General features: G+C 68.5%; 27 protein-coding genes and 1 pseudogene. 13 read left to right on the top strand and 15 right to left on the bottom strand.

The window, feature by feature from the left end; genetic code table 11:
• Nucleotides 1-178: 178 nt before the first annotated feature.
• Together ACFU8Q_RS18035 and ACFU8Q_RS18030 are read right to left on the bottom strand one after the other, a co-directional pair.
• Nucleotides 179-1,177: an anion permease gene (locus tag ACFU8Q_RS18035; protein WP_384454467.1), complete on the bottom strand. Its 999-nt coding sequence runs from the start codon at nucleotides 1,175-1,177 to the stop codon at nucleotides 179-181.
• A gap of 5 nt (nucleotides 1,178-1,182) precedes the next feature.
• The gene (locus tag ACFU8Q_RS18030; RefSeq protein WP_266416320.1) at nucleotides 1,183-1,803 is read right to left on the bottom strand and encodes a DUF47 domain-containing protein; all 621 of its coding nucleotides are present in this window, start codon (nucleotides 1,801-1,803) and stop codon (nucleotides 1,183-1,185) included.
• A 200-nt stretch (nucleotides 1,804-2,003) separates the two neighbouring features.
• Here ACFU8Q_RS18030 and ACFU8Q_RS18025 point away from each other — a divergent pair, with 200 nt between their 5' ends.
• Nucleotides 2,004-2,375 (top strand): metal-sensitive transcriptional regulator, encoded by a 372-nt coding sequence (locus ACFU8Q_RS18025; RefSeq protein ID WP_384454463.1) that lies wholly within the window; start codon nucleotides 2,004-2,006, stop codon nucleotides 2,373-2,375.
• Nucleotides 2,376-2,402: 27 nt separating this feature from the next.
• Here the strand turns inward: ACFU8Q_RS18025 and ACFU8Q_RS18020 are convergent, their stop codons facing one another.
• Together ACFU8Q_RS18020 and ACFU8Q_RS18015 are read right to left on the bottom strand one after the other, a co-directional pair.
• On the bottom strand, nucleotides 2,403-2,591 hold the full coding sequence (locus ACFU8Q_RS18020) for a hypothetical protein (protein ID WP_384454473.1): 189 nt from the start codon (nucleotides 2,589-2,591) through the stop codon (nucleotides 2,403-2,405).
• Between the two features lie 141 nt (nucleotides 2,592-2,732).
• Nucleotides 2,733-3,668 (bottom strand): hypothetical protein, encoded by a 936-nt coding sequence (locus ACFU8Q_RS18015; protein ID WP_384454461.1) that lies wholly within the window; start codon nucleotides 3,666-3,668, stop codon nucleotides 2,733-2,735.
• A gap of 133 nt (nucleotides 3,669-3,801) precedes the next feature.
• On the opposite strand from ACFU8Q_RS18015, the gene ACFU8Q_RS18010 reads away from it, so the two are divergent.
• Together ACFU8Q_RS18010 and ACFU8Q_RS18005 are read left to right on the top strand one after the other, a co-directional pair.
• Complete coding sequence (locus ACFU8Q_RS18010) at nucleotides 3,802-3,990, top strand: hypothetical protein (protein WP_384454458.1); 189 nt, start codon at nucleotides 3,802-3,804, stop codon at nucleotides 3,988-3,990.
• A gap of 100 nt (nucleotides 3,991-4,090) precedes the next feature.
• The gene (locus ACFU8Q_RS18005) at nucleotides 4,091-5,716 is read left to right on the top strand and encodes an FAD-binding oxidoreductase (protein WP_384454455.1); all 1,626 of its coding nucleotides are present in this window, start codon (nucleotides 4,091-4,093) and stop codon (nucleotides 5,714-5,716) included.
• A gap of 55 nt (nucleotides 5,717-5,771) precedes the next feature.
• Here the strand turns inward: ACFU8Q_RS18005 and ACFU8Q_RS18000 are convergent, their stop codons facing one another.
• The 10 genes from ACFU8Q_RS18000 to ACFU8Q_RS17955 form a co-directional block, all read right to left on the bottom strand.
• The gene (locus tag ACFU8Q_RS18000) at nucleotides 5,772-6,503 is read right to left on the bottom strand and encodes a phosphatase PAP2 family protein (protein ID WP_384454470.1); all 732 of its coding nucleotides are present in this window, start codon (nucleotides 6,501-6,503) and stop codon (nucleotides 5,772-5,774) included.
• A gap of 344 nt (nucleotides 6,504-6,847) precedes the next feature.
• Nucleotides 6,848-7,858: an NlpC/P60 family protein gene (locus tag ACFU8Q_RS17995; protein WP_384454452.1), complete on the bottom strand. Its 1,011-nt coding sequence runs from the start codon at nucleotides 7,856-7,858 to the stop codon at nucleotides 6,848-6,850.
• A 132-nt stretch (nucleotides 7,859-7,990) separates the two neighbouring features.
• Nucleotides 7,991-8,587, bottom strand: a complete 597-nt coding sequence (locus ACFU8Q_RS17990; RefSeq protein WP_384454449.1) for a hypothetical protein — start codon at nucleotides 8,585-8,587, stop codon at nucleotides 7,991-7,993.
• Nucleotides 8,584-10,944 (bottom strand): alpha/beta hydrolase, encoded by a 2,361-nt coding sequence (locus ACFU8Q_RS17985; protein ID WP_384454446.1) that lies wholly within the window; start codon nucleotides 10,942-10,944, stop codon nucleotides 8,584-8,586. Before ACFU8Q_RS17985 ends, ACFU8Q_RS17990 begins: the two co-directional genes overlap by 4 nt.
• A 286-nt stretch (nucleotides 10,945-11,230) precedes the next feature.
• The gene (locus tag ACFU8Q_RS17980; protein ID WP_384454443.1) at nucleotides 11,231-11,785 is read right to left on the bottom strand and encodes a hypothetical protein; all 555 of its coding nucleotides are present in this window, start codon (nucleotides 11,783-11,785) and stop codon (nucleotides 11,231-11,233) included.
• On the bottom strand, nucleotides 11,782-13,575 hold the full coding sequence (locus ACFU8Q_RS17975) for an alpha/beta hydrolase (protein ID WP_384454440.1): 1,794 nt from the start codon (nucleotides 13,573-13,575) through the stop codon (nucleotides 11,782-11,784). The genes ACFU8Q_RS17980 and ACFU8Q_RS17975 overlap by 4 nt, the downstream gene beginning before the upstream one ends.
• Complete coding sequence (locus ACFU8Q_RS17970; protein WP_384454437.1) at nucleotides 13,572-13,961, bottom strand: hypothetical protein; 390 nt, start codon at nucleotides 13,959-13,961, stop codon at nucleotides 13,572-13,574. Before ACFU8Q_RS17970 ends, ACFU8Q_RS17975 begins: the two co-directional genes overlap by 4 nt.
• A gap of 557 nt (nucleotides 13,962-14,518) precedes the next feature.
• Nucleotides 14,519-14,710 carry a hypothetical protein gene (locus ACFU8Q_RS17965; RefSeq protein WP_384454434.1) on the bottom strand — a complete coding sequence of 64 codons (192 nt, stop codon included), beginning with the start codon at nucleotides 14,708-14,710 and terminating at the stop codon, nucleotides 14,519-14,521.
• 160 nt (nucleotides 14,711-14,870) lie between these two features.
• A complete protein-coding gene (locus ACFU8Q_RS17960; RefSeq protein WP_384454432.1) occupies nucleotides 14,871-15,242 on the bottom strand; it encodes an iron chaperone in 372 nt (123 codons plus the stop codon).
• Between the two features lie 9 nt (nucleotides 15,243-15,251).
• On the bottom strand, nucleotides 15,252-15,734 hold the full coding sequence (locus ACFU8Q_RS17955; protein WP_384454430.1) for an ATP-binding protein: 483 nt from the start codon (nucleotides 15,732-15,734) through the stop codon (nucleotides 15,252-15,254).
• Nucleotides 15,735-15,938: 204 nt separating this feature from the next.
• On the opposite strand from ACFU8Q_RS17955, the gene ACFU8Q_RS17950 reads away from it, so the two are divergent.
• The 9 genes from ACFU8Q_RS17950 to ACFU8Q_RS17910 all read left to right on the top strand — a co-directional run bounded on the left by ACFU8Q_RS17950 (nucleotide 15,939) and on the right by ACFU8Q_RS17910 (nucleotide 25,942).
• Nucleotides 15,939-16,784 (top strand): helix-turn-helix domain-containing protein, encoded by an 846-nt coding sequence (locus ACFU8Q_RS17950; protein ID WP_384454427.1) that lies wholly within the window; start codon nucleotides 15,939-15,941, stop codon nucleotides 16,782-16,784.
• 11 nt (nucleotides 16,785-16,795) lie between these two features.
• Entirely contained in the window at nucleotides 16,796-16,987 is a 192-nt protein-coding gene (locus tag ACFU8Q_RS17945; RefSeq protein WP_384454424.1) for a DUF397 domain-containing protein, read from the top strand.
• 685 nt (nucleotides 16,988-17,672) lie between these two features.
• Nucleotides 17,673-18,299 carry a DUF402 domain-containing protein gene (locus tag ACFU8Q_RS17940; RefSeq protein WP_384454421.1) on the top strand — a complete coding sequence of 209 codons (627 nt, stop codon included), beginning with the start codon at nucleotides 17,673-17,675 and terminating at the stop codon, nucleotides 18,297-18,299.
• Nucleotides 18,300-18,615: 316 nt separating this feature from the next.
• On the top strand, nucleotides 18,616-18,924 hold the full coding sequence (locus tag ACFU8Q_RS17935) for a hypothetical protein (RefSeq protein ID WP_018101695.1): 309 nt from the start codon (nucleotides 18,616-18,618) through the stop codon (nucleotides 18,922-18,924).
• A 179-nt stretch (nucleotides 18,925-19,103) separates the two neighbouring features.
• Nucleotides 19,104-19,976 carry a hypothetical protein gene (locus ACFU8Q_RS17930; protein WP_384454418.1) on the top strand — a complete coding sequence of 291 codons (873 nt, stop codon included), beginning with the start codon at nucleotides 19,104-19,106 and terminating at the stop codon, nucleotides 19,974-19,976.
• A complete protein-coding gene (locus ACFU8Q_RS17925; protein ID WP_384454415.1) occupies nucleotides 19,966-21,342 on the top strand; it encodes a hypothetical protein in 1,377 nt (458 codons plus the stop codon). The genes ACFU8Q_RS17930 and ACFU8Q_RS17925 overlap by 11 nt, the downstream gene beginning before the upstream one ends.
• Nucleotides 21,339-22,889 carry an SCO6880 family protein gene (locus ACFU8Q_RS17920; RefSeq protein ID WP_384454413.1) on the top strand — a complete coding sequence of 517 codons (1,551 nt, stop codon included), beginning with the start codon at nucleotides 21,339-21,341 and terminating at the stop codon, nucleotides 22,887-22,889. The genes ACFU8Q_RS17925 and ACFU8Q_RS17920 overlap by 4 nt, the downstream gene beginning before the upstream one ends.
• Before the next feature lie 49 nt (nucleotides 22,890-22,938).
• Nucleotides 22,939-24,357, top strand: coding sequence for an ATP-binding protein (locus tag ACFU8Q_RS17915; protein WP_384454410.1), 1,419 nt, complete (start codon nucleotides 22,939-22,941; stop codon nucleotides 24,355-24,357).
• A 1-nt stretch (nucleotide 24,358) separates the two neighbouring features.
• A complete protein-coding gene (locus tag ACFU8Q_RS17910; protein WP_384454407.1) occupies nucleotides 24,359-25,942 on the top strand; it encodes a type IV secretory system conjugative DNA transfer family protein in 1,584 nt (527 codons plus the stop codon).
• 24 nt (nucleotides 25,943-25,966) lie between these two features.
• On the opposite strand, the gene ACFU8Q_RS17905 is transcribed toward ACFU8Q_RS17910, so the two are convergent.
• Nucleotides 25,967-26,530 (bottom strand): GNAT family N-acetyltransferase, encoded by a 564-nt coding sequence (locus ACFU8Q_RS17905; protein WP_384454404.1) that lies wholly within the window; start codon nucleotides 26,528-26,530, stop codon nucleotides 25,967-25,969.
• A 145-nt stretch (nucleotides 26,531-26,675) separates the two neighbouring features.
• Between ACFU8Q_RS17905 and ACFU8Q_RS17900 the strand changes: the two are divergent.
• Nucleotides 26,676-26,813: pseudogene (locus ACFU8Q_RS17900) on the top strand (LuxR C-terminal-related transcriptional regulator); the annotation flags it as partial.
• Between the last annotated feature and the right edge of the window lie 107 nt (nucleotides 26,814-26,920).

The raw sequence follows: 26,920 nt of genomic DNA, 5'->3' as shown, positions 1-26,920 counted from the left end.
CTCCCGCATATGGAGTGGGGGCGGCCCCATTTCGTACCACTGGATCAAGCTCGCACATGACGAAGCCGGCCGGCCGGGCCGAAGTCAAGCCCGTCGAGAGGGTCCCCATGCCCTTGAGGCCCTGGGGAGATCGGGGGCAGGGCAGCCACCGGGCGACCCCGGTAACCCCACCGTCCCGTCACCCGAAGAGCAGCACCACGACCCCGTAACTCGCGGCGGCGACCAGCGCCGCGGCCGGCATCGTGATGAACCACCCCAGGATGATGTTCTTGGCGACCCCCCAGCGCACCGCGTTCACCCGCTTCGTGGCGCCCACGCCCATGATCGCGGAGGTGATCACATGCGTCGTGGAGATCGGCGCGTGGAACATGAACGCCGAGCCGAACATGATCGAGGCGCCCGTCGTCTCGGCGGCGAACCCCTGCGGCGGGTCCAGCTCGATGATCTTCCGGCCGAGCGTCCGCATGATGCGCCAGCCACCGGCGTACGTACCCAGCGAGAGCATCAGCGCGCAGACGAGCTTCACCCAGACCGGAATCGGGTCGCTCGGGCTCTCGACATCGGCGATGACCAGGGCCATCACGACGACACCCATCGTCTTCTGCGCGTCCTGCAGACCATGACCGAGCGCCATGCCCGCGGCCGAGACCGTCTGGGCGATCCGGAAGCCGCGCTTGGCCTTGTGCGGATTGGCCTTCCGGAACATCCACATGATCGTGACCATCACGAGATAGCCGACGACGAGGCCGACGACCGGCGAGACGAACATCGGGATGACGACCTTGTCGAGCACCCCGTCCCAGTGCACCAGCGTCCCGCCGGCGAGTGCCGCACCGACCATGCCGCCGAACAGTGCGTGCGAGGACGAGGACGGCAGCCCGAAGTACCAGGTGATGAGGTTCCAGATGATCGCACCGACCAGCGCGGCGAAGAGGATTCCCATCCCCTTGTGACCCTCGGGGGTCGCGATCAGACCCTCACTGACGGTCTTGGCGACACCGCTGCCGAGGAAAGCACCCGCGAGGTTCATCACCGCGGCCATCGCCAGTGCCGCACGTGGTGTGAGCGCACGGGTGGAGACGGACGTGGCGATGGCATTCGCCGAGTCGTGGAAACCGTTCGTATATGTGAAGCCGAGCGCGACACCGATGGTCACGATCAGCGCAAAGGTGTCCACGTGGTTCAGGACTCCTTGACCGCGATGGTCTCCACCGTGTTGGCGACGTGCTCGAAAGCGTCGGCCGCCTCTTCCAGTACGTCCACGATCTGCTTGAGCTTCAGCACCTCTATGGCGTCGTACTTGCCGTTGAAGAGGTGGGCGAGCAGTTTGCGGTGGATCTGGTCGGCCTGGTTCTCCAGACGATTGACCTCGATCCAGTACTCGGTGAGGTTGTCCATCGTGCGCAGACCCGGCATCGCCTCGGCGGTCAGCTCGGCCGCGCGGGCCAGCACCTCGACCTGCTGGGCGACGCCCTTGGGAAGTTCCTCGACCTGATACAGCACGACCAGGTCGACGGCCTCCTCCATGAAGTCCATGATGTCGTCGAGCGAAGAAGCGAGGTTGTAAATGTCCTCGCGGTCGAAGGGCGTAATGAAAGAGGAGTTCAGCTGGTGGAAGATCGCGTGGGTGGCATCGTCCCCCGCGTGCTCCGCTGCCCGCATGCGCTCCGCGATCTCGACTCGGGAGGCAGAATCCGCCCCGAGCAGTTCCATCAGGAGTTTCGAGCCCGTGACGATGTTGTCCGCGGATGCGGAGAACATGTCGTAGAAGCTCGTCTCCCTGGGGGTCAGACGAAAGCGCACGTGGGGTCCTCGGGGTGCTTTGGATTCGGTCAGGCTGATGCTAGGTGCATCATCCGGCCACGGCTAACCGGCGTTCTTCAGTGTCGCGCATCGGACACGCTGATCAGCACGGGCCCCCGGTCACGGTTCGGCAGAATTCGTTAGAATATACCCACCAGGGGTATGTAAACGGCAGGGTAAAGGGAATACGGGAGGCAGAAATGACCACCACCGAGGCCGCCGGGACCACCGCCGCCACCGCGGCGACGGAATCGGTCGCGGAACCGGTCGTCACCGACCACGACCGGGGTATACACGGCTATCACCACCAGAAGGCCGAGCACCTCAAGCGGCTGCGCCGGATCGAGGGACAGATCCGCGGCCTGCAGCGCATGGTCGACGAGGACGTCTACTGCATCGACATACTCACGCAGGTCTCGGCGTCCACGAAGGCGCTCCAGTCCTTCGCCCTCCAACTGCTGGAGGAGCACCTGCGGCACTGCGTCGCCGACGCGGCGGTCAAGGGCGGCGAGGAGATCGACGCGAAGGTCGAGGAAGCCACGAAGGCCATCGCCCGCCTGCTCCGCACCTGATGCGGAGCCCCGCGCCCAACCCCGCCCTCACCCCCGGTGGTCGGACCGCCGGGGGACGGTGGCCCGTTCCGCGATCACCCGGACGTTCAGGACCTCGTCGATACGGTCCGCACTGAGCCGTTCCCCGCGTGCGGCCGAAGCGGCGATCATCAGCTCACCGCAGAGCTCGATCTCGGCGAGGGCCACATGGTCGGATACGGTCCGCGTGCCGAGCATCACCGCGTCACTCACCTCTCGCTGCCGTCACCGTCCTCCTAGCGTAAGGAGTGGACCACACGACGCGCATGGCACGGACGGACCATTTCCCGCCCGCCGCCCTGCCTACGCCGCTCTGCCCACGCCCCACTCCCCGCCCTGCTATCTCTGCCGGATCTCCCCGGTGTAGATGTCGCTGTCGTCCGGCAGCCGTACGGAGACCGGCACTCCGAATCCGTACAGCAGCGTCGTCGACACCACCTCCACCGCCGGCCCCTCGTTGGCGAAGCTGAAGCGGTGGCGCACCTTGCGCAGCCGCCCCTGCTCGTCGAGATACGCGTCGAACGGCACCGTGCGCGTACGGAAGCCCTTCGCCGCGGCGGCCAATGCCCCGCGCGATTCCGGCGAGACCTCGCGCGCCGCCCGCCCGATGTCCGAAACGCCCCGGTAGTGGCGCACGGTCACCCCGGCGAGCTCGGTCCTCTCCACGTAGGTCACCTGCCGAGCCCCCAGCAGCAGTTCGGCGGCGGCCATCGGATCGGTCACACCGCCGGTGACCAGGTTGCCGTCCGCCAGGGTCGTCGTGTCGACCCTGACCCACTTGTCCTCCGGCACTCCGGCACCGCGGTTCATCATGTAGAGCGCGCCGGGGGCCAGCAGCTCGATGATGGGGCGGTGCTCGTCCTCACCTGCGGCGTCCTTGGGCAGCACGACCGTGAGCCGGCCCGTCCGGTGCCGGAAGTCGTACGTCCCCCGGCCCCTGATCGTCACCCGCGTGCCGCCCGCCGCGGTCTCCATCGACGTACGCACCTCGGCGCTTGTGGCGACGATCCGGTCTCCGGCACCGGCCTCGGCACCGTGGGCGGACCCGCTCACCGTCGCCGTTCCCCTACCGGTCACCGTCGCCGTCCCGGCGAGCACCGCGGCAGCGCGGCGGACCGCGTCGAGGGAATCGGCCCCACCCCGCTCGTCGGCCATGGCACGGTCGCCGCCGCCACCGCCGCCCGCGCATCCGGCGGTCGCCGCCATCACGCCCACCACGGCAAGGGCGCAGAGAGCACGCGCCCCGCCTCCGGACCTGTGCTGCTGCACCACCATCGCCTGCCAACCCCCAACGACGTACCGCTTGCCCGAGCCCCCCATCCGTTCCGCATAACGACAGCCCGTGTCCCCCGTCACGCCGCTCCCGTACGTCACGCCGCCGGGTGGCCGTGCCCAGTACCGTGGACGGGTGTACGTCCAACACACCGAAGAGGCCCCGCAGACTCCCCCCACCACCGCATCCGCCTGGCACGATCCCACGACCGTGGAACGCGGCTCGTTCTGCACCGCGCGCTGCAACTGCGGCTGGTCCGGGCCGGCCCGTCGCTCCCGGGACCGGGCCCGCACGGACGCAGCGGAACACCGCGCCGCGCCCTGACACCTTTCCCCGACGCCCCGTTCCTCCCCCCTCCCCCTCTGATCCGTCTTCTCCAGGTGTCCCCCACCGACCGCCCATGAGCGCCCGACCCGGAGGTCCGATGAACCCGCTGCCCCTGCCCGACCGGCGCACCCTGCTCCTCGCGGGGGCCGCAGCAGCCCTCACCGGCGCCACCGCGACCGCTTGCAGCGGCGCATCCGGCTCGGGTTCCGACTCCGGCAGCAACCCCTCGGGCGCCACGGGCGCCACGGATGCCACTCCCCCCTCACCGACCTCACCGGTCGCGTCGAAGCCCGCGCCGTCCGGCCCCGCGGACTGGTCCGCCCTGGCCAGGAGCCTCGACGGCGCCCTCGTACGCCCCCAGGACGCCGCCTATCCGACCGCCCGTCAGCTCTACAACACCCGCTTCGACAGCCAGAAACCCGCCGCCGTCGCCTACGTCAGGCACGAGGCGGACATCCGCGAGTGCCTGGCCTTCGCCCGCCGCACCGCCATCCCCGTGTCCATCCGCAGCGGCGGCCATTCCTACGCGGGCTGGTCCAGCGGCGACGGACGCCTCGTCGTCGACGTCTCGTCACTGTCCCGCGTCGAGGAGAACGGCACGATCGGCGCGGGCGCCAAGCTCATCGACGTCTACCAGGGCCTCGCCCGGCACGGCCTGACGATCCCAGGCGGCTCCTGCCCCACGGTAGGCATCTCCGGCCTCACCCTCGGCGGCGGTCACGGCGTCGCGTCCCGCGCGTACGGCCTGACCTGCGACAGCCTCACCGCGGCCACCGTCGTCACGGCCGACGGCAAGACCCTCACCGTGGACGCCAAGCACCACCCGGACCTCTTCTGGGCGCTGCGCGGCGCGGGCAACGGCAACTTCGGCGTGGTCACCGAGTTGAGGTTCCGTACCCGCCCGGTCCCGCAGACCGTCGCCGCGTACATGTCCTGGCCCTGGTCGCGCGCCCGCTCCGTCGTCACGGCCTGGCAGGATTGGGGACCGTCCCAGCCCGACGAGATCTGGTCCTCCGCGCATCTCGACGCGGGCCCGGGCGGCGGCAATCCGAACGTCTCCGTGGCCGCGTTCAGCCTCGGTACGTACGGCGACCTGAAGAACGCCGTCGACCGCCTCGCCGACCGGATCGGCGCTTCGGCCTCCTCCGTATCGCTGCGCCGCCGCAGCTACCAGGAGTCGATGCTCGTGTACGCGGGCTGCTCGGGCATCACCGACGCCGAGTGCCATCTGCCGGGTACGACGCCCGGCCGCACCCCTCAGGGCACGCTCCAGCGGGAGACGTACGCCGCCGCTTCCGACTTCTACGACCGAGCCCTGTCCCCGGCGGGCGTGCAGGCGCTGCTCGACCGGGCCGAGGCGTTCACCCGGATTCCCGTGACCCAGAGCGGAGGCGGTGGTTCCGTCGCGCTCACCGCACTCGGCGGGGCGATCAACCGCGTCTCTCCGGAGGCGACGGCCTTCGTCCACCGCCGCTCGCGCGTACTCGCCCAGTACATCGGTTCCTGGCGCGCCGGCACGGCGGGCAACGCCCAACAGGACTGGCTGAAAGACACCCATGCGGCGATGCGCCGGTACGCGTCCGGAGCGGCGTACCAGAACTACACGGACCCGACACTGACCGACTGGCGCCGGGCCTACTACGGCTCGGCGGCCGACCGGCTCACCCGCCTGAAGAAGCAGTACGACCCGGGGCGCCTCTTCGCCTTCCCGCAAGCACTCTGACGCCACCGCGCCGCGGACGCTTTCTCTCCCTGCCCGCTCGTCTCCCGAACGCTTCCTACGCGGCCAGGTCCTTCTCGCCGTCCCCGCCGCCCGTGCCCGGCCGCGGTTCCGGAATCCCGACGGCGCCGGTCCGTCCGTCGGGCGCTGCCGACGGGGCCGGCCGACGCGACCGTACGAGCCACCCGAGCCGGTCCGAACGGGAGACGGCCGCCGTCAACGGGGTCAGCAGCATCATCGCCAGCGGAGCGAGCAGCAGGGCGGCCGCGGTGCCGAGCGCGAATCCGCCGATGACGTCGGTCGGGTAATGGACGCCCATGTAGATCCGGCAGAACCCTTCCAGCAGGGCGAGGACGATCGCCACGAGACCGAACTTCCGGTTGGCCACGAAGAGCCCGACGGCCAGGGCCATCGCCATCGTGGCGTGGTCGCTCACGAAGGAGAAGTCGTTCTTCCCCGCCACCAGGACGTCCAGCCCCTGATGGTCCCTGAACGGGCGCGGGCGCTGCACGAAGCCACGGATCGGGATGTTGATGAGCAGCGCGATCCCGGCGGCGAGCGGTGCCCAGACGATCCCGGAGACCGCCGTCACCGAATCGTCGGCCGTACCATGCCGGCGCACGCTCCACCAGCACCACAGGACCACCAGGACCATCCCGAGCATGATCCCGTACTCACCGACGAACTCCATGACCCGGTCGAACCAGGTGGGAGCGGACTTCGCGAGCCCGTTGATGTCGTAGAGCAGGCTGACATCGGGGTTCGACCCATCCAGTGCGAGTCCAGCCATCTGCTGCGGCCCCTTGCCTTGTCTGCTGCCGCGGGGCACGCCGATGTGCACCGCCTTGACGAACCCCCGTATCGGTTCGATCACTGCGTGGATCTGTACTACTTGGATCTGTACTGCGTGGATCGGTACTGGGCGGGTGCGCCGCCCGTGAGGGCTTCCCCGGTCGGCGCCGCGTGGTCAGAGCACCGCTGTCCCGGTCGATCCCGTCCCCCAGGGAACGACCTGCTCCGTGCGTGCGTTCCACTCTCCACCGAATGATCACCATGACGTTATCGAAGAGTGACTCATCGTCGCAGCTCAGGGCCCAGGCTTCACGGAGAGTTCCGGCCACCGCCACGCCTGCGTCACGCCGCCGGACGGGCGGTCGGAAGGGCCGCGGCCCCGTCCTTGGTCACCCGTGTCGCACCGAAATAGTCGGGCGTGTCGATCTTGTCGAACCGGATCACGGCCCCGGTGTACGGCGCGTTGATCATATATCCGCCACCGACGTACAGCCCCACGTGGTGGATGGCCCGCGAGTCGTTCAGATCGTCCGAAAAGAACACCAGGTCGCCGGGGAGCAGTTCGTCGCGCGAGGGGTGCGGCCCGGCGTTGTACTGGTCGTTCGCCACCCGGGGAAGCTCGATGTCCACGGTGCGGTACGCGGCTTGGGTCAGCCCCGAACAATCGAACCGTCCGCCCTGCTCGGCCGTGCCGTTGCCGCCCCACAGGTACTTCGTACCGAGCTTCTTCTGCGCGAAGTAGATCGCCCCCGCCGCCTGCTCCGAGGGCTGCACCCGTCCGACGGGCCGAGCGAAGCTCTTCTCCAGGGACCGGATGATGGTGACGTAGTTCTGCGTCTCCGCGATGGCCGGCACTCCGCCCGCCCGGATCACCCGGTACGCACCGGCGTTGTACGCGGCCAGCATGTTGTTCGTCTGATCCCCCGGCACCTTCTTCACGTACCCGGCGAGTTCGCAGTCGTACGAGGCGGCGGACGGAATCGCGTCGGCCGGGTCCCATACGTCACGGTCCCCGTCCCCGTCCCCGTCGATCCCGTGTCCGGCCCAGGTGCCCGGGATGAACTGCGCGATGCCCTGAGCCGCGGCGGGACTCTCGGCGCGGGGGTTCCACCCGCTCTCCTGGTACAACTGGGCAGCCAGGAGAGCCGGGTTGATGGCGGGGCAGAGGTTGCCCCACTTCTCCACCAGGGGCTGGTACTTCGCCGGCACGGCCCCCTTCGACAGCCCGACGGCCCCGCTCCTGCCGGAACTGACGAGTCCGGCAGCGGCGGAGTACGTACCGACGACGAGCAGAGCCACGAAGCACATGGCCATGCCGACACCGATGCCACCGATCACCCAGAATTTACGCACCCCTCAACCTTCCCCCATCGGGGCCGGGTTCATGGGTGGTTTCGCGGGTGTGTACGAATCAACGGGGTCACCGGAGTCACGGACCGGCCAGTTCTGTGCGCCGACCGGCGCGTTCCGTGCGCTGACCGCCCCTCACGATGCCCCCGTGGACCAGTAGTCGGAGTGCACATTGGGACGCGGGAGGGGGTAGACCCCCTCGTACGCCGGACCGTTCGGCTTGGCGGCAGGGGCAGCGACCTTGGACTCCTTCACGCAGGGACTGTCCGCTTCGAAGAACGCCTGGCCCTTGCCGCGGAAGCTCACGCTGATACCGAATCCGGCCTTCGTCTGCGCGTAGACCGCCGGGAACTCCTTGTCGTTGTTCTTCGCCTTGATGCGGTAGTCGCTCTCGCGCCAGAACTTCTCGACCTGGTTCAGGAAGTTCTGCCGGCGCTCGGCCGACACGATGGTCATCACGGTGCGCCTGCGCGTCACGTCGCAGCTGCCCGTCGTGGTCGGACCGTGCGCCCACTGGACCTCGGGGTCGATCTCCTTCAGTACGGCGTCGAGCATGGCGTCGGACCGTTCGGCGGCCTCCTGCATGTTCATACCGCGCTCCTTGCCGCTCTTGCTGCTCTTGGTGCTCCCGGCGCTTGCGCTGCCGTTCGATTGTCCGCTGTCGTTGCCGCAGCCGGACAGTGCGAAGCCGAAAGCCAGGGCCACCGCAACGATCTGGAACCTTCGCTTCATCGCTGTTCCTCCATCTTGAGCCTGTCGGAGTGTCCCGACACGATCAGAGCGATGCTGTCCGCCGACATAGCGTCTCGTACCGGATCGAAGTAGTTGGAGTGCGCGTCGAAGCTCACACCACTCGTGCTGATCAAGGGCTGGCCGGGGGCCACCGGGAACCGCTTGGCCCCGAAGGCCTTGCTCGCCGGGTCCTTGCCGAACCAGAGGTCGTCGTCGCCCGGGTCGGCCAGGTCCCCGGCGATGTACGCGCCGGCGGGGCCTCCCAGAATCATCCCTATCACGCCCACGGCGGCCTGCGTCTTGGACGGGAGCTTGGTCACCGGGTCGTTGGCCGCGGCGCCGACGAAGACGTGTCCGCTGCCGACGCCGAGGTCCACGGCACGGTCCACCCCCACCCCTGGACTGCCGACCAGGATGATGTCGTCCACCCCCGGAATGCCGCCGTCGCGCTGCGTCGCCGCGCCCACGGTACGTGAGCCGTAGGAGTGCCCGATGGCCGTGATGTGCGGGTCCGCGTTCTGGTTGGTGGCCGCGATACCGCCCATGAACTCGCTGTAGGCCACGCCGCCCTTCTCCGCCCGGCCGGTGCCCGCGACGGCCAGGCTGTGCAGCCCGTCCGGTGTCTGCGGCGCGTCGTATCCGAGCCAGACGATCGACGCGGTGGACGGCTCGTACCCCTGGGCGCCGATCGCCGTGTCACGGGCCCGCTTGAGGTCGTTCTTCGCGAACTCCTCGTCCAGGGAGGTGTTGAGCCCCGGCACGTACGCCGACACGTTCTTCGAGGTGTCGGGGTTCCCGTAGGAGACGATGGCCCGGCCGTTGCCCTCGTCGCTGATGCCGATCAGGTACATCGGCGGCTGGCTGCCCTCCTTCAGCTGCCGGTCGATCTCCCGCAACCCCGCCAGCTGGTCCTTCGACTTGGAGTCGGTCTTCCCCTCCAGCTTCGAGATCAGGTTCGGGAGGTTCTTCCGGTTGGCCGCGTCCCTGTCCGCCACCGGGATGCCGTCCAGATTGCCGATCCGGTCCGGGGAGAGGTCGAGGTACTGATCGCGCTGCTGCTGCGTCAGCCCGTTCCACCAGTCCTTGCGTTGGGCCGCGGTGGCATTGCTCGGGATGCGGTCGTTGAGGTACTCGCGTTCCTTGTCCCGTACCGCCGCCTCGACGCGCGATCCGGAGCCGGGCAGTCCGGCGACCGCGTCACCGCCCCCGCCGGACGCCTTGGCCATGTCCCAGGCGGCGGCGATGTACTGGCCCTTGTTCCACTTGTCGCTCGCGCCACGGGCGGACTGGCCGTACTGGTCGGCGATGTCCTTCACGGTGTCGATGGGGTGGATGACCGCGTCGACGGCACCGCTGACGTCGCCCCACAGGCCGTCGTCACCGATGACGCCGGAGATGAAGTCGCCGTCCGAGGGGCGGGAGGAGTTCGGCCCCGGCTCTTGTCTACCCGCGTCGACCTGCGTAGAAGAATCACCACCGGTCGAGCCGCCGGAACCGCCGGAGGTGCCTGTTCCGCCGGATCCGCCGGAGGAGTCCGTACCTCCGGAACCGCCGGAGCCGCCGGAGGAGTCCGTACCCCCGGATCCGCCGGATGCGCCGGAACCGCCGGACGCGTCGGACCCTCCGGATGTCGTGGAACCGCCGGACGCGTCGGACCCTCGGGAAGCAGCGGAGCCGCCCGAGTCCGTACCGCCGCCGGATGTCTCCGACCCGCCGGAGCCCGTGCCGCCGGTCACGGTGGAGCCCTCGGAGCCGGCACCACCACCGGTATCCGCACCCTTACCGGCAACCACCTCGACGTCGGGTGCCGGGCAGGCGCTTCCGGTGAGTTGGCAGATGGCGTTCCGGATCTCGCCGGTCAACTGCCCGCCGATCCCCGTCGCCGCGAGCCCGCCGATGAGGGCCACGACCACGAGGATCATGCCCAGGTACTCCATCGCGGTCTGCCCGGCGTCCCGACGCCACTTGATCATCCGCGCGATGCTGAACGGCCGGTGCTCGACGCGCTGTTCGAGGCTGAGCCCGAACCATTCACGGGAGCCGGACCGGAGCAGCAGGACGACGACGGCGACCGGCATCACCAGCTGCGCCACCCCCTGCCCGCCGGTGCCCTCGCCCAGCGTCGCCAGGGCGCCGACGGTGAGCCAGGCGTGTACGGCAAGGAGCCCGCGCCAGATCCAGACGCCACCGGTCCGCACGTACAGCGACAGCACGAACCCGGTGACACCCGGCAGCGCCGCGTACAGCAGCATGCCCAACAGCCGTCCGTCCACCGCGTCGACGGACGAGGCCACGACGAGCGCGTCAAGCACACCGACGACGGTGACGACGAAGAGCAGCCGGACGAGAATCAGCACCGCCTGCAGAGGACGCGACAACGACCGCCTGCCCGAACGGGCCTCGGCGGCACTCATGTCAGCGCCACCCGGAATCGCTAATTCTCGTATGCCAGACACGACGGGTCTCCCAGCTTGGTGAGTGGGCGCAGTGACAGTTCAACCGGTCTCTGTATGCGACCACACCAACACCGGGCGCGGCATGGGCCCCAGGGCCCAATGCAAGACTCAAAGGCCCAGGTGGTCGACCTGTCCCTTACCGCCACCGACTGGCCTGTTATGGGTCATTGGCGACGCAGACGCAACGTCAGGGGGCTCCGGCGGACCAGAAGTCGGACCGGACGTTGGGGCGGGGGATGATCTCGACGTCCGCGTAGCTCGGTCCGTTGGGTTTGGCAATTGGATCTGCGACTTCAGATTCCTGAACGCATGGGCTGTCGACCTCGAAGAAAGCTTGGCCTTCGCCTCCGATGATCAGGCTGACTCCAAACCCATCCTGCGTCTGTGCAAAGATTGCTGGTACGTCCGGATCATTGTTGATCGCTTTGATCCTGTAGCCGCTCTTCCTCCAGAAACGATCGACCACGCCCAGGAAGCTACCTCGACGCTCTGCCGACACGATGGTCATTACCGTGCGCCGTCGAGTCACGTCACAACTGCCCGTGGTGGTAGGTCCGTGCGTCCACTGAACCTGCGGATGAATCTCCTGCAATAAGGCGTCAAGGATTCCGTCAGCATGTTCCGCCGCTTCCTGCATATCCATGTCTGACCTTCTCTCGTTCGAATAAATGGCACCCTTGGCGCATGCAGAGAGTGACGCCAGCAGGAGCAGCACCATCAAAATCCGGATCTGCCTCCTCACCGGTATTCCTCCACCTTCAACTTTCCTGCACGCCCTGCCGCCACCAAGGCAATATTATTTGCCGATACGGAATCTCGCCTCGGGTCGAAATAATTGGAGTGCGCATCGAAGGAGATCCCTTCACCATTGATCAGCCTCGGCCCCTCGTCCACTTCAAAACGCCTTGCACCGAACGCCGCACTCGCCGGGTCCTTGCCGAACCAAAGGTCATCGTCCCCCTGATCTGCAATGTCCCCCGCGGCATAGGAGGCCACTGGCCCAGCAGCGACCAGCCCCAGAACACCGGCAACACTCTGCTGCTTCGACGGGAGTTTGGTCACCACGTCATGTTCAGCAGCCCCGACGAAGACGTGGTCCTTCCCGACCCCGAGGTCCTCTGCTCGGTCGACACCTACCCCCGGGCTGCCGACAAGGACGATGTCGTCCACTCCTGGGATCCCACCGTCATGCTGCGTGGCAGCACCCACTGTGCGCGAACCGTATGAATGACCAATAGCGGTCAGATGCGGGTCTCTATTTTCGTTGGTTGCCGACAGGCCACTCATGAATCCATTGAAAGCACGCCCACCCTTCTCTGCCTTTTCATCGCCTATAACATCCAGGCTCCCCATCCAATCCGGGGACTGCGGCGCATCGTAGCCAAGCCACACGATCGCCGCACTCGATGAATCGTGAATTCGAGTACCAATCGCTGTGTCACGGGCGCGTTTGAGATCATTCTTCGCGAATTCCTCGTCGAGGGACGTGTTCAACCCGGGGACATACGCCGAAACATTTCTTGCGGTATCAGGGTCACCGAACGAAACGATCGCACGCCCATTCCCCTTGTCGCCGATCCCGAGCAAGTACATCGGCGGCTCCCCAGGTTTGCTCCCCTCCCGCAACTGCCGGTCGATTTCTCGCAACCCCGCCAGTTGCGTCTCCGACTTCGTGTCGTCCCGCCCTTCCAGCTTCCCCATCAGCAGCTGCAGATTGTCCCGGTTCGCCGCGTCCCTCACCAGGGCCGGAATGCCGTCCAAATTGCCGATCTGGTCCGGGTACACCGCGAGGTACTCCTCGCGCTGTTCGTCTGTCAGGCCGGCCCACCATGCCTTCCGTTCGGCCGGGGACGCGTCACGAGGGATGCCGTCTTTCAGGTAGCCGCGGGCCGCCTCCCGTACCGCGGCCGCGTCGCCCGCCGCGTCTGTCCATGTGGCATCGGGGACCTTCAGGCCTTCCTCGGCCTTCAACTTGTGCAGGATCCGGGCGTACCGCCAATCGATCTCGGCCGCCGTCCGCACCGCGTTCGCCACCCGGTCCGCGATGTCCTGCGCCTTCGCCACGTTCGGGTTGGGCGCGACCAGGCCCGAGGGCGGCAGGAGGCCCGGCACCTCCCCCACCGAGGCCGTCCCGCCCGGCAGCGGCTTGCCGTCGATCAGGCCTTCGCCCGCCGCCGGGTACGTCACCGAACCGTCCCCGTGCACGCTGAACTTCAGGGACTCGGCGTCGTCCAGCGCATCCCGCAAAGCCTTTTGCTGGGCGCGCAGTTCATGGGCCAGGCTGTTCAACGTCGTACGGAGCAGACCGCACTCCGTGTAGAGGTACTGCAAGTTGCGGCCCATCTGCTGCAGCCGCCTCACCGCCGCACCCGCCGCCGCACCACGCTGCGTATCGCGCAACCCGGTCAGCAGTTGCGTCTCGATCCGGTCCCGGCCCGCGTCGGCACGGTTGCTCGCCTTTCCCCAGCCGTCGGCCGCGCCTTCCAGTTCGCCGCACTTCAGGTCCCGTAACTGCGCCCAGGTGAGAGTCATCCCGCCCCACCCGCCACCTTTGCCAACGACGCCTTCACGGCCTCGTCCGTCTCGCCCTGGTCCCGAACGACGGCGCGCAACTTCCCCGCCAGCGCCCCGCACTCTCCCCGCGCGGCCTCGAACCGTCGCTCCCACGACTCCCGTACGGCTCCCAGCTCCGCCAGCGCGGTCAGACCGGCGGTTCCCGCGAGCAGGCCCACGTGCGCGGTCTCCAGTTCCGACTTCACCGGGGTCAGGTGCGTGCGCATCCCTTCCGCGCCGCTGGCGGCCCGTAGCCAGGCCCCGTCGCTGTGCTTCAGTACGTCCCCGTCACCGCCGCCCTCTTCCGCGAGATCACTCAGCCGTTGCCGGCCCCCCGGCTGTCCCATCACTGCCACTCCGGTCACCCCGTTCCGTCCTTGACCGTGGACTTGATCGTGAAGCGGCACTGTGCCAAATCCCGGGCGAGCGACACGCCGTTCCCATGCGCCGTTCCCGGCGTTATGGCTTCGGCCAACCGGCTTACCAGGCTGCTCGGTTCACCCGAACGAGCTGTCACCGGGCGGCGCCGACAGCCTCGACACGCATCCAACCCGACTGGGTCGCCACCCCCATGTCGTCTGCTCCTAGTGGCCCGGCTCGGATCGTTGGCCGGGTATTCAACCTGCTGTCCGGTGATCACCAGACTGCCTCCAGGACTCGAAAACGTCCGCGGTCCCTGCCCCGGACTGTCCGGAGCAGGGACCGCGCACTTATCTGGAAGGAACGACTCCGTCAGGAGCCGACCCGCTCGTAGCGGAGGGCGGTGTAGCCGTGGGCGTCGGAGTAGACCTGGCCGTGGGACTCGCGCAGCGTGCCCTCGGGAATGTAGCCGCAGCGGCGGGCGACCCGGCAGGATGCCTCGTTCCCGACGGCTTGGACGATATCGATCCGTCGGGCGTCGGCGTATCGAAGGCCCGGTCGGTCACCGCACCCGTCGCTCCGGTGGCCACGCTCCGTCCACGGGCGGCCGGGAGTGTTCAGTAGCCACGGCCTCGGTGTGATCAGCTGCCGGGAAGGGGTTCCAGCGGGCGATCAGCGGGTCCGCGGCGGCTATCAGGCCGTCGAGCATCACGTCCAGCTCGGCGGCCTCACGTCCCCATGGGCGCAACAGCACGTCCCCCAGGTCGAGCGTGGCGCGGACGAAAGTCCGCCGGTCGGCGGGGTTCTGGGCAGCGACCGAGGGTACGGAGCAGAGGCGCTCACGGCTCCTTCCTGCGCGGCCACCCGGCCCACCGCCAGCGAATTTCCGCCGGTCACAGGAGTGCCGAGTCCGCTCAGCAGACCGCGTCCGGCCCCACCGCCGTGGCCGTCGCCCGGAGCAGATCCCGCACCAGGGCGTAGTCGATGGCCTCCGCCTTACGGAAGCGCAGGCAGCCCTTCCCCATGTCCTGCCCGGCCAGCCGCTCCGCGAAGGCTTCACGTACGTCGCTGCGCATCAGGTAGAAGGAGATGTACTGCTTCTGCGAGGCGAACGCGATCTCCGCGGTGCCATCCCGCTCGTACGCGGGCATGCCGTACGCCATGACCTCGTCGAACCCGGCCAGCTCCGCCCGGCACAGCTCCCGCAGCCTCGCCAGGGCGTCCCTGCGCTCCTCGGGCACCTCGTCCAGATACCCGGCCACGTCTTTTGCCTCACTCCGCACCATGCAACGAGGCTATGCCCGCCCCGTACGTCTGTCGCCCGGCCCGCACTCCCCCTCGTCCTCCCCCTTGGCCACGCACTCCACCCAGAGGAGCTTCCCGCCCTGCCCCGGCAGCCCGCCGCGTATGGGGTACGCGCCCCAGCTCTCCGCGTAGAGGGTGACGAGGTACAGCCCGCGCCCTCGTTCGGCAAGCTCCGCCGAGGCCTCGGCGCTCCATTGGAACGGGGCGGGGATGTGTGGGTTGGTGTCCCAGACGCTGAGCCGGATACGACTGCGCCCGGCGTCACGCAGGCGCAGTGAGTACTCCCCCGAGGAGTGCAGGTAGGCGTTGGTGACCAGCTCGCTCGCCAGCAGTTCGGCGATCTCGATGAGTTCACGCATTCCGTGCACGCGCAGGATGGTGCGAAGGGTCGTACGGGCCACGCCAGGTGCGCGGGGATCCTGCGGAAGTTGGAGGGTGTACGTCCAGGGCGGCGATACCGTGGCACTGGCCATGGAAGTCTCCGTTCACGGAGGGAAGTTGGAAGGTGCGCTTCGAGTTGCCCGGTGACGAGACCGCTCCGTCGAGCGGGGTGCTTCCGGGCTGGTGGCCTGACACCCAAGGTAGCGACCGATCGCTAACGCGTTAACCGATTCGCGGCGAATCCATAAACTGACACCCTTATGGGTGACCGGCCGCTCAAGGAGGCGAGTAAACCCGTGAGAACCCGTCCGACGGGTCGTCAACTCCGGTTTGGCGTCGAGCTGCGCAAACTCCGTGAGCGCGCAGGCCTCACTGCCACCCAGGCCGGTCAACTCCTGGGCGTGAAGCAGAACCAGATCAGCAACATGGAGGCCGGCCGCATCGGCGTGAGCCTGGCACGGCTGCGCGCTCTGGCCGGCCAATACGACTGCACCGACAAGGACGTCGTTGCCGCGCTGGGAAGCATGACCGCCGACCGCACGCGCGGGTGGTGGGAGGAGTACCGAGAGATTCTGCCCGCACCACTCCTGGATCTGGCGGAGATCGAGCACCACGCCCGTCGGCTGCGGACAGCCGTAACCGTTCACATCCCTGGCCTCTTCCAAACGACGGAATACGCACGCGAGGTCTTCCGCCAGGACGTGCCGGAGCTGTCGCCTCCGGACATCGAGCACCGCGTCTCGTTCCGTATCAAACGACAGGCCGTGCTGTTCCGGGAATCACCGACACCACACCAGGCCGTTGTCCATGAGGCCGCGCTGCGCATGCAGTTCGGCGGTCCGAAGGTGACCCGCAAGCAGCTGCAGCATCTTCTCGACCTGAGCGAACGTGAGCACATCGCCCTCCAGGTGATCCCGTTCTCCGCAGGAACGTTTGCCGGATCGGGCCAGTCGATCTACTACTTCCTCGGACCGGTTCCGCAGCTCGACACCGTCAACCTGGACCAGTCCCACGGACCCGTTTTCCTCGACGCCGAGACCCAGTTGGAGAAGTACCGCGTACTACTCGGACGCATGGAAGCCACCGCGCTGGACCGTGACGGCTCCAGGGACTTCATCCACAACATCGCCCGCGACCTGTGAAGGAATCCGAGATGTCCGTACGCACCTGGCAGAAGTCGTCCTACTGCGCCCAGGGCAACTCCTGCGTACACGTAGCGGCTCCCGCCCCCGGCGCCGTCTGCCTGACCGAGAGCGGCGACCCGACCGGAGCGATACTCCGCACCACCCCCGCTGTCTGGGCAGCCCTCGTACGCGCCGTCAAGGTGGGCCTCCCCCGCAGCTGACAGCCCCACCCCCCTCGCGAAAACGTGACACATCAAGGGTGGACCGTCACGTTCAAACACAGGGGGCACTTCTGGGCCGACCACCCCGCCTCCGGATCAGGGACCGTCGGTCCACCCTGAGCAGGTCGCGGAGGTTGCCGACGAGTGCACGGATGTCGCGCTCGGCGAGCGGTTCACCGAGGGCCGCATCCGGGGCGGTGTCCGAGTCGGTGTCCGGGGCCGGTGGGCGGCAAGGCAGGCAGAGGCCGTCGGGGAGCGAATCGGAAGACCGGCACCACCCCTTCGGCGGTGACGTGTCGCCGTTGCGGCCACCCCCGACTTGACGGTGACGACGGACGTGGAGTCGGTGGGTGCGGGAACGGTTCGTGGAAGTCCGGCCCGCGCTTCTGCCCGCGCGTCCACGGCGACCGTGGGGCCCGACGGTCACCGAAACGGCCAGGACCGCTATTTCGCTCCTCGGATCGCCGCCGTTCGCCTGGCCTGCCGAGCCTTCGCACGCAGCATGGGCCTCCCGACTTGAAGCCGATTCATCAGATCTGCGCAATATCACCCACTTTGGCATTTTTGCACGAAGGACGCGGTACTCGGCATTTCCACCCACCCGCGCGGTGACCGCCCCGGACACGTGGCCGGACACTCATCCGGCCACGTGTCCGCCCGCTCCAACGCGGGCATGATCAACGGCATGAACGACGACCCGGGCCGGATACTCCGCTGGAACTTCTTCATCGGCGGACACCTCAGCGCCTCGGTGCCCGTACGTCTTGTCGAACGCACCGAGGCGGGCCAGCTGGTGTGGATGGAGACCGGCACACCTATGTGGCGTACGAAGCTTCCGCGCGGTGCACACCTGCGGGACATCGCCCCGCACGAGCGCCCGGCGGGCGGGTACCCCCTGGTCGCCGACCGGTGGCCGATGGGCAGTGCACTCTTCTACCAGCCGACCGGCGCAGCGCACTCGGTGCTCTGGCTCTTCGGCCGCAGACAGAAGTTCCGTGGCTGGTACGTAAATCTGGAGCGCCGGGTCCATCACGGCGACGACATCGACATCACCGACCACGAGCTCGACATCAATGTGGCGCCGGACCGGAGCTGGCGATGGAAGGACGAGAAGTCCTTCGCCGAGAAGACCGGTGACCCCGCGTACTGGACGGCCGACGAAGCGTCAGCCATCAGGAGCGAGGGCGCATCGGTCGCACGGCTCGCCGAGGCCGGAACGTTTCCCTTCGACGGCACCTGGTGCGATTTCCGGCCACCACCGACCTGGACGACACCACCCCGGCCGCCCGTCCCACGTTCCCCACTGCTCTGAGCACCCACCGCTCCGACCACCCACTGCCCTGACCAGCCGTGCGCTGACCAGGCCCAGCGCGAGAGTCTCGGCCAGGGTGGCGGGATGGCAGTCATTGCCCGGGGTCACACCCCGTGATACACAGAGTAACCATACGTATTCGGTCATACACCGATTCGAACCCCGGGTCAGGACGGTCGGACCGGTCAAATGTGCGGGATCCGGGTAAAGAGAGCCGTCAAGGCGTCGTGCGAGAGCAGTTTCATCAGCGAAGATAGAGAGCGACCCATGTCGTGTGACAGGGGCAATGAACTACCCAACAGGGGCGGTGACTTACATGATCCTGGCAGCTGAAAAGGGCGACATCACCACCATCATCGGCGGAATCGCCCCGAACTGGGGGCCGTTCGGGACCTTGGGCAACGAGGCCCGCGTAATGATCGAGGTCGTGATGGCCATTGCCATCCTGCTCTGCCTCGGCATCGCGGTCTGGGGCGCGGCGAAGCAGCGTATCGGCGCCACGGCACTGCGCGACACGTTCAGCGCGGAGCAGGGCAAGGGGCTGATCGTCGCCGGTCTGACCGGTGTGTTCATCATCGGATCGCTGGGAACCCTGTTCACCATCGTCTACGGGATGGCCGTCTGACCGGCTGTCAGCCCACGCCAGGGGCAGTCCCGCCCACTCCCACACCATCCGTCCGTCGTGCCCACCGGCAGAGGTTGCGTCTCCCTGATGTCGAGTCACCACACCGCGCCCGAGCGAGAACCCGCACGGCTACCGTCGTACTACCCGGTTCAGGAAACGGTTGAGGGGGCGTACACGGCATGAGCCTCGGCGACGAGAACGACTACGGCAGCGGCTCGGGCCGTGCGGACGACGGATACAGCACCCTCGGCGGTACGCGCCAGACCAGAACCCGCTTCCCCGACGGCGAGGGCGGCGACGGCTACACCACTCCCCGCCGCCCGGCCCGCAACTCCCGCTCCCTCGTCATGGTGGTCGGCGTGGTCGTCCTCCTGATCGCGGCTATCGCGTTCGCGAACATGGGCGGAGGCGGCAAAAACGACAGCGGCGGCGGTTCGGGAAGCGCGGGGAGCAAGCCGGACTCGTCGTCCACGGCGGCCACGGGGACGAAGCCGGTGACGGGGAAGAACGGTTCGATCCCTTCGGGCTTCGCCCACGACGAGCAGGGCGCGCAGAGCGCGGCGTCCAACTTCGCGGTGGCGCTGGGCTCTGCCGGGATGTTCAAGACGGACACCCGCCACGAGATCGTGAACGCGATTTACACCGCGGAGGCAGCGGCAAAGCTCAGACGGCCGCAGGACGCGGCATACTCCTCCGACTTCCTCGGCAAGCTCGGCCTGGATCCCGATGGAAATGCGCCGCAAGGCAGCACATTCGTCTCGCGAACCATCCCCGTGGGAACAAAATTGGAAGCCCTCGAAGGCGATACGGCCAAGGTCTCGGTCTGGTACACGGGGTTGATCGGCATGTCCGGACCGGGGTCCACCGATCCCGTCAAGACCTCGTGGAAGACCTGGACCGTCCAACTCAGTTGGACAAGCGATGGATGGAGGGCTGTGAGCGACGCTCAGAAGGACGGGCCGGCTCCGGTCCCGGGCGATGTCGCCGCCTCCAGCTCGGACGAGATCAGCAAGGCTGTCGAGGAGTACGGAGGCTTCACCTATGCCAGGTAGTCCGCGCCTTCGAGCCCTCTCCGTCGTCAGCGTACTGACGGCGGCTCAAACAGCCCTTGTGCTCTTCTCGGCTCGCGCGTTCGCCGCTCCCAACCCGTCTCCGTCCCCGAGCTCTAGCCCGAGCCCGAGCCCGAGCGACAACGCATGCGATCTGCTGATCGGCCCTGCCAAGCAGTACTGCGAAGAAGGCGACGCAGGCGCCGGAAAGACCAGCCCCTCCTCCACCCTCGACAACTCCCTGGACCCCCTCTCCTCCCTGGCTCGCGGCTGCGCCGACGCCGCCGCCTGGATCATCGACAAGCTCAGCGACGCCGTGAAGAACACCGCGAACGTCGACTTCACCAACCCGACCTTCCGCCAGCAGTACGCGATCGTGTTCGCGGCCTCCGCCATCCTCACGCTCGTCCTGTGGCTGTTCGCCGTCGCCAAGCGCGCCATTCGTGGTGTCCCGCTCACCACCGCGATCTCCGAAGCCGTCGGGTTCCTCTGGCTGACCGTCATCGCCTCGGCCTTCACCCCGCTCATCCTGTACACGGTCGTATCCGCCACCGACGGCGTCAGTGACGTGATCGCCTCGGCCACCGGAAACAAGGCCGACCTCTTCTTCGGATCGTTCGCCGAAGCGCTCAAGGGCGGCAAAGACATCGGCGGCGGGCCGATCATGCTGATCATCGTCTCGCTGGTGTCCACCCTCGCCGCGGGTGTCCTCTACCTGGAGCTCGTCATCCGGGCAGCCCTGCTCTACGTCGGCGCCCTCCTCGGCGTTGTCGTCTACGCGGGCCTCGTCGACAAGAACATGTGGGGCCACGTCCGCCGCTGGGCAGGCATCATGATCGCGGTGATCATGGTGAAACCGGTCATCGTCATCGTCCTCGGACTGGCCGGCGCCCTCTCCACCGACGGCGGGCCCAACGCGTTCTCCTCCGTCGTCTCCGGCCTCGCCATCATCCTGCTCGCGATCTTCGCCTCCGCGATGATCTACCGTTTCGTCCCCGGCTTCGGCGACGAGATCCAGGGCGCCCGTACCAACCGCAAGCAGGCCACCGACGGCTCCCAGGCCGCCGCGTTGATCAGCTCCCCCGCCGCTCTCGTCTCCCAGGGCATCAAGACCCACAGCAGCCGCAGCGGCCAGAACACCGGCGACAGCGGCAGCGGCGGCGGCCGGCCCGCCAACCCGGTCAGCGGCGGTGTCGCCGCGCACAGCTCCCGCAACCCCGGCAGCGGAACCGGCGGCGGATCCCCCGCCGCGCCCCCGCCCCGCAGCGGCTCGGGCCCGACTTCCGGCACCCCGCACGGCAGCCGCTCCCCCCGAGGTGGCGGATCAGGCAGTTCAGGTAACAACAGCACGGGAGGTGGAGGGCGTTGACGACTCCGTCCCACACGATCACGCCCCGCCGTACGTATCTCATCGGCCGCGCCCGGCCGAACGCGATCGTCGGCAAGAACCGCGAGACCGGCGAGATCGCGCTGATCATCGCCGGGGCGTTCCTCGGCATGATGAGCGGACTGGCCGTCCCCTACCTGGGCCCGCGGATCGTGCTGCTCGTGGGCTTCCCCATCCTCGCCCTGGCGATCGTGTACGTCCCGTACAAGCACCGCACCTTCTACAAATGGTTTGAAATCAACCGCAGCTACAAGCGCACCCTGCGCCGCGGTACGACCTACCGCTCCGCCGCCATGGAAGCCGGCGTCGGCGCCGACGGGCGTGAGGTCGAGATCGGGCCGCCGCCCGGCATCGGCCGCATCAACTGGCTCGCCGCCCCCTTCGGCCCGGACGAGATCGCCGTACTCCTGCACGCCGACCGCCGCACCGTCACCGCCGCGATCGAGATCGAGGGCCCCGGCGTCGGCCTCCGCGACAGCGAGGACCAGGAAGCGCTCGTCGACCGGTTCGGCACGCTGCTGAAGCACGTCGCCAACGGCGACGGCTTCGTGACCCGCATCCAGATGCTGGCCCGCACCCTCCCCGCCGACCCCGACGCGCACGCCAAGGATGTCGCCCAGCGCGGCGACAAGAATTCCCCGGGCTGGCTGCAGGAGTCGTACGACCAGCTCCAGTCCATGGTCTCCACCTCCAGCGAGCAGCACCGCGCCTACCTCGTCGCCTGCATGCACTACACCCGCGAGCTGGCCGCCGAGGCCAACGCCATGGCCCGCGCCGCCCGCCCCCAGGCCGGCCGCAAGCTCGACCGGGACGCGGGCCTCGCCGTCGTCATGGCGCGCGAACTCACCGACATCTGCGCCCGCCTCGCCGAGGCGGACATCCGGGTGCGCCAGCCGCTCGGCCAGAGCCGGCTCGCCTCCCTCGTGCACTCCATGTACGACCCCGACCACCCCATCGACCACATCCAGGCCATGACGAAACGCAACGCCTGGCCGGCCGAACTGGACGCGGTCGAGCCGACGTTCCTCCAGGCCAAGACCCGCGAATCGGCCACCCGCGCGCCCTGGTGCCACTCCACGGCCTGGGTGAAGGAATGGCCGATGACACCCGTCGGCGTCAACTTCCTGGCCCCGCTCCTCGTCCACACACCCGATGTGATCCGTACGGTCGCGGTCTGCATGGACCTCGAACCCACCGAGATCGCCATCGAGCGGATGCTCACCGAGAAGACGAACGACGAGGCGGAAGCCAGCCGCCAGGCCAAGATGAACCGCACCGTCGACCCGCGCGACATCGCCGCCCACGGCCGTCTCGACCAGCGAGGTGAAGATCTCGCGAGCGGCGCGGCCGGAGTGAATCTGGTCGGGTACATCACCGTGTCCTCGCGTTCGCCCGAGTCCCTCGCCCGCGACAAGCGGACGATCCGGGCCTCGGCCGGCAAGTCGTATCTCAAGCTGGAATGGTGCGACCGCGAGCACCACCGCGCCTTCGTGAACACCCTGCCGTTCGCCACCGGCATCCGTCGCTGACCACACTCGGCAGACCACCGAGAGAATCGAGAGGGAGGTCGGTCACGCCATGCGAGATCCGCTGTCCGCGCTGTCGGACGCCTTCACCGCCTTCCTCTTCGGGAAGGTGGAGACGACGAGGCTGCCCGTCCGTACGTCGACCGGACAGGCCCAAGCCGTCTACCTGCCCACCGCGGCCCCCGGCCTCGGCGACTCCGGCGTGATCATCGGCCGTGAGGTGTACTCCGGCAAGGGCTACATCTACGACCCCTTCCAGCTGTACGGACAGCAGCTCCCCGCCCCGCACTGGCTGGTGCTCGGCGAGTCCGGCAACGGCAAGTCCGCGCTGGAGAAGACGTACGTGCTCCGCCAGCTCCGCTTCCGCGACCGCCAGGTCGTCGTCCTGGACGCCCAGGGCGAGGACGGCGTCGGCGAGTGGAACCTCATCGCCCAGGAGCTCGGCCTCACTCCGATCCGCCTCGATCCGACCTCCGCGCTCAACGGCGGCATCCGGCTCAACCCGCTCGACCCCGCGATCACCACGACCGGCCAGCTCGCCCTGCTCCGTACGATCATCGAAGTCGCGATGGGACACGGCCTGGACGAGCGGTCCGGCTTCGCTCTGAAGGTCGCTCACGCATACGTCAACGAGACGATCACCGACCGGCAGCCGGTCCTGACCGACATCGTCGACCAACTGCGCCACCCCGAGCCCGAGTCCGCAGAAGCGATGAACGTCGACATAGACGACGTACGGGCCTGGGGCCTGGATGTCGCGCTCGTCCTGGACCGACTGGTCGACGGTGACCTGCGCGGCATGTTCGACGGGCCGACGAGCTTCGGCATCGACCTCGACGCCCCGCTGATCGTCTTCGACCTCTCGCACATCGACCGGAACTCGATCGCGATGCCGATCCTGATGGCGATCGTCGGCGTCTGGCTGGAGCACACCTGGATCAGGCCCGACCGGAAGAAACGCATCTTCCTGGTCGAAGAGGCCTGGCACATCATCAACTCCCCCTTCGTCGCACAGCTCTTCCAGCGTCTGCTGAAGTTCGGGCGACGGCTGGGGCTGTCGTTCGTGGCCGTCGTCCACCACCTCAGCGACGTCGTCGACGGAGCGGCGGCCCGGGAGGCCGCCGCGATCCTCAAGATGGCCTCGACGCGCACGATCTACGCCCAGAAGGCCGACGAGGCCAGAGCCACAGGACGCGTGCTCGGCCTCCCCCGATGGGCGGTCGAGATCATCCCGACCCTCACCCCCGGCATCGCGGTCTGGGACGTCAACGGCAACGTCCAGGTGGTCAAACACCTGATCACCGAGGCGGAACGCCCGCTGGTCTTCACCGACCGCGCGATGACCGAGTCCGCCACGACCGACCTGCTGCCGGAGGACGTACGCGCCGCCGACCTGGAGGCGGAACAGCGCGCGGCACGGATCGAGCACCAGCAACGACTGAACGAGTCGTCCGAGTCAACGGTGGCATGACATGGCGGGGCGCGGCGAGGTACGTACCGACGGCAGCAAAGGTGCCGGAAGCGGCGGCATCCCGGACGGTCTGCTGATCGGCCTGCTGGCCTTCCTGCTCGGGCTCACGCTCCTGGCGTGGACGGCCACCGGCCTGGCCGGACTGTTCGCGCACGGCGCCTGGCCGGAGGGCGTCACGCTCACCGAGACCCCCCTGGCGATGCGTCAGCTGGCCACCACACCGCACGACCTCCCGGCCGCCTGGCCGAACACCCCGGCGGACGAACTCTCCGGGTACGGGCTGTTCTGGGGCCTGTTCATAGGCGAACTGATGGTGCTGCTGGTGCTGACGGTGTTCGTGCTGGGCGTGGTGGCCCGCTGGCGGGCGGTACGGGCGCGGCGGCGCAGCGAACGGTACGGGGACGAGGACAGGTACGGGGACGAGGACGGCTCGCCCGTACGGTTCCAGGACCACAAGCCCCGGCCCGAGGCCCGCACTCCACAGCAACGGCAGCCACAACCAACCCCGGAACCGCAACCGCAATCGCAACCACACACAGAACTCGCTGCCCCGGATCCCACCCCTCCCCCCACGCCCGCCCCCGTGCCCGCTCCCGTCGAGCACACCGCATCCGCGACGACTCTCCTCCCCGCTCTCCCTACGCTCTCGTCCCCCCGTACCCCCCTCGTCGTCTACGGACCGGCCGCCACCCGCCGCCCCACCGTCGTCCAGGCAATCCAGGAGGCCGACGGGCCCGCGCTCGTCGTCACCTCCGACCCCACCGTCTGGAGCGAGACGAAGGACGCCCGCGCCAAGCTCGGCCCGGTCCTCGTCTACGACCCGGGCCACCTCTGCGACACCCCGGCCCGCCTCCACTGGTCCCCCACGGCCGGCTGCGAGCAGCCCGACACGGCCGCCGCCCGCGCCACCGCGCTCCTCGCCCCGGTCCGGCCCCAGGCCCGTATCGACGCGGCGACGGCCGACACCGCGGAAACGCTCCTGAAGTGCTGGCTGCACGCCGCCGCCATCGACGGCAGGCCCTTCCGCCAGGTCCACCGCTGGGCCATCGGCGGCAGTGCCCACGAACCGGTGCGACTCCTCCGTACCCACCCCAAGGCGGCATCCGGACTCGCCGGCCTGCTGGAGTCCGCACTCACCGCCTACCCCGAACGCCGGGAGGTGGCACAGGAACTGACGGTACGGGCCTTCGCCGCGCTCTCCTCGGTGCACATCCGCGAGGCCTGCACACCGAACCGGGCCGATTCGCTCGCGCTGGAATCTTTCGCACGTGAGGGGGGCACTCTTTATGTGGTGGGTGAACCGATCGAGGATCCCCGCTCGGGCCCCGGAGCAATGCCCCTGCTCACGGCACTCGCATCGCACGTGGTCGAGCACGGCCGCCGCCTGGCCGCACGGTCAACCGACGGTCGGCTCGACCCACCAATGACGCTCGTGCTCGACGACGTCGCCGCGGTGGCGCCGCTGCCCCGGCTCCCCGAGCTGCTGTCGACCGGCCAGGCCCAGGGCCTGCCGACGCTGGCCCTCCTCCGCTCCCGGGAACAGGCCCGCGCCCGCTGGTCCCAGGACCTCACCGACCCACGCTGACCGTGCCCGCCCCACCCCCCGCACCTACACCGCCGGCCGCTCCACCGCGTACTCCAACTCCCGAGCGGACGGGTCGCCCGGCACGGGCACCGACTGCCCGGTGGCCACGAACCCGATCCGCCGATAGACCGCCGCAGCCCGCGCGTTGCTCTCGTGCACATACAGCCGCACCCGCTCGATCCGCGGCTCCCCCAACGACCATGCCCAGTCCGTCCCGGCCCGGAACAGCGCCTCGGCCAGGCCCTCGCCCCGCGCCTCGGGCCGTACGAACACGGCGACCACATGCGCCTGGTGGACGTCGGGCGTCTCCCCGAACCGCACCTCCGCGTCCGACCGCTCGATCAGCACAGTGACGCTGCCGTCCCACCGCCCGTCGGGCGCGACGGCGACGAATTGCCGCACCTCACCACTCCCGGCCTCGGAAGCGCCGAGCGCCCGGTCCTGCCAGAACTCGTCGGACCGGCCCGCGGCCTGCGCGTGCGTCTCCAGAAAGGCCACCGGCGCCGCCGGGTCCTGCAGTGCGGCCAGCCGGAAGTCCTTGACCAGGGGCCATTCATCGGCGCGAACGAATCGGATCACATGTTCCATCCGCCGATCCTGTCCCGCCCCGCCCGACCCGCGCAAACCACTTTCGCAGCCCACGACTACCGGGGCGCCGTCCTACCCCGCTACTACGCGCCCCGCCACATCCCGCCCCAGGTCCGACGCCCGCCGCGCGCCGCCTCCGTAGCGTCAGCTCGCCGAACGGCTCCACCTCGTCGAATCAACGGTGAAGACGCACGTCACGCGCATCCTCGCCAAAACGGGATCCCGCGACCGCGTCCAGGCAGTCATCCTGGCCTACGACACCCGCCTGGTGACCCCCGCTTGACAGCAAAGAGGGGTAAACGCAGAAAAGCCCCGTGCCACAAGGGCACGGGGCTTTCCCGTAAAAGGAGTTCGGCGGCGTCCTACTCTCCCACAGGGTCCCCCCTGCAG

This window comes from Streptomyces sp. NPDC057543 (assembly GCF_042801895.1).
GTDB lineage: Bacteria > Actinomycetota > Actinomycetes > Streptomycetales > Streptomycetaceae > Streptomyces.
Note: the sequence above shows the minus strand (reverse complement) of the source record. Positions and strands in the feature narration are given on the sequence as shown.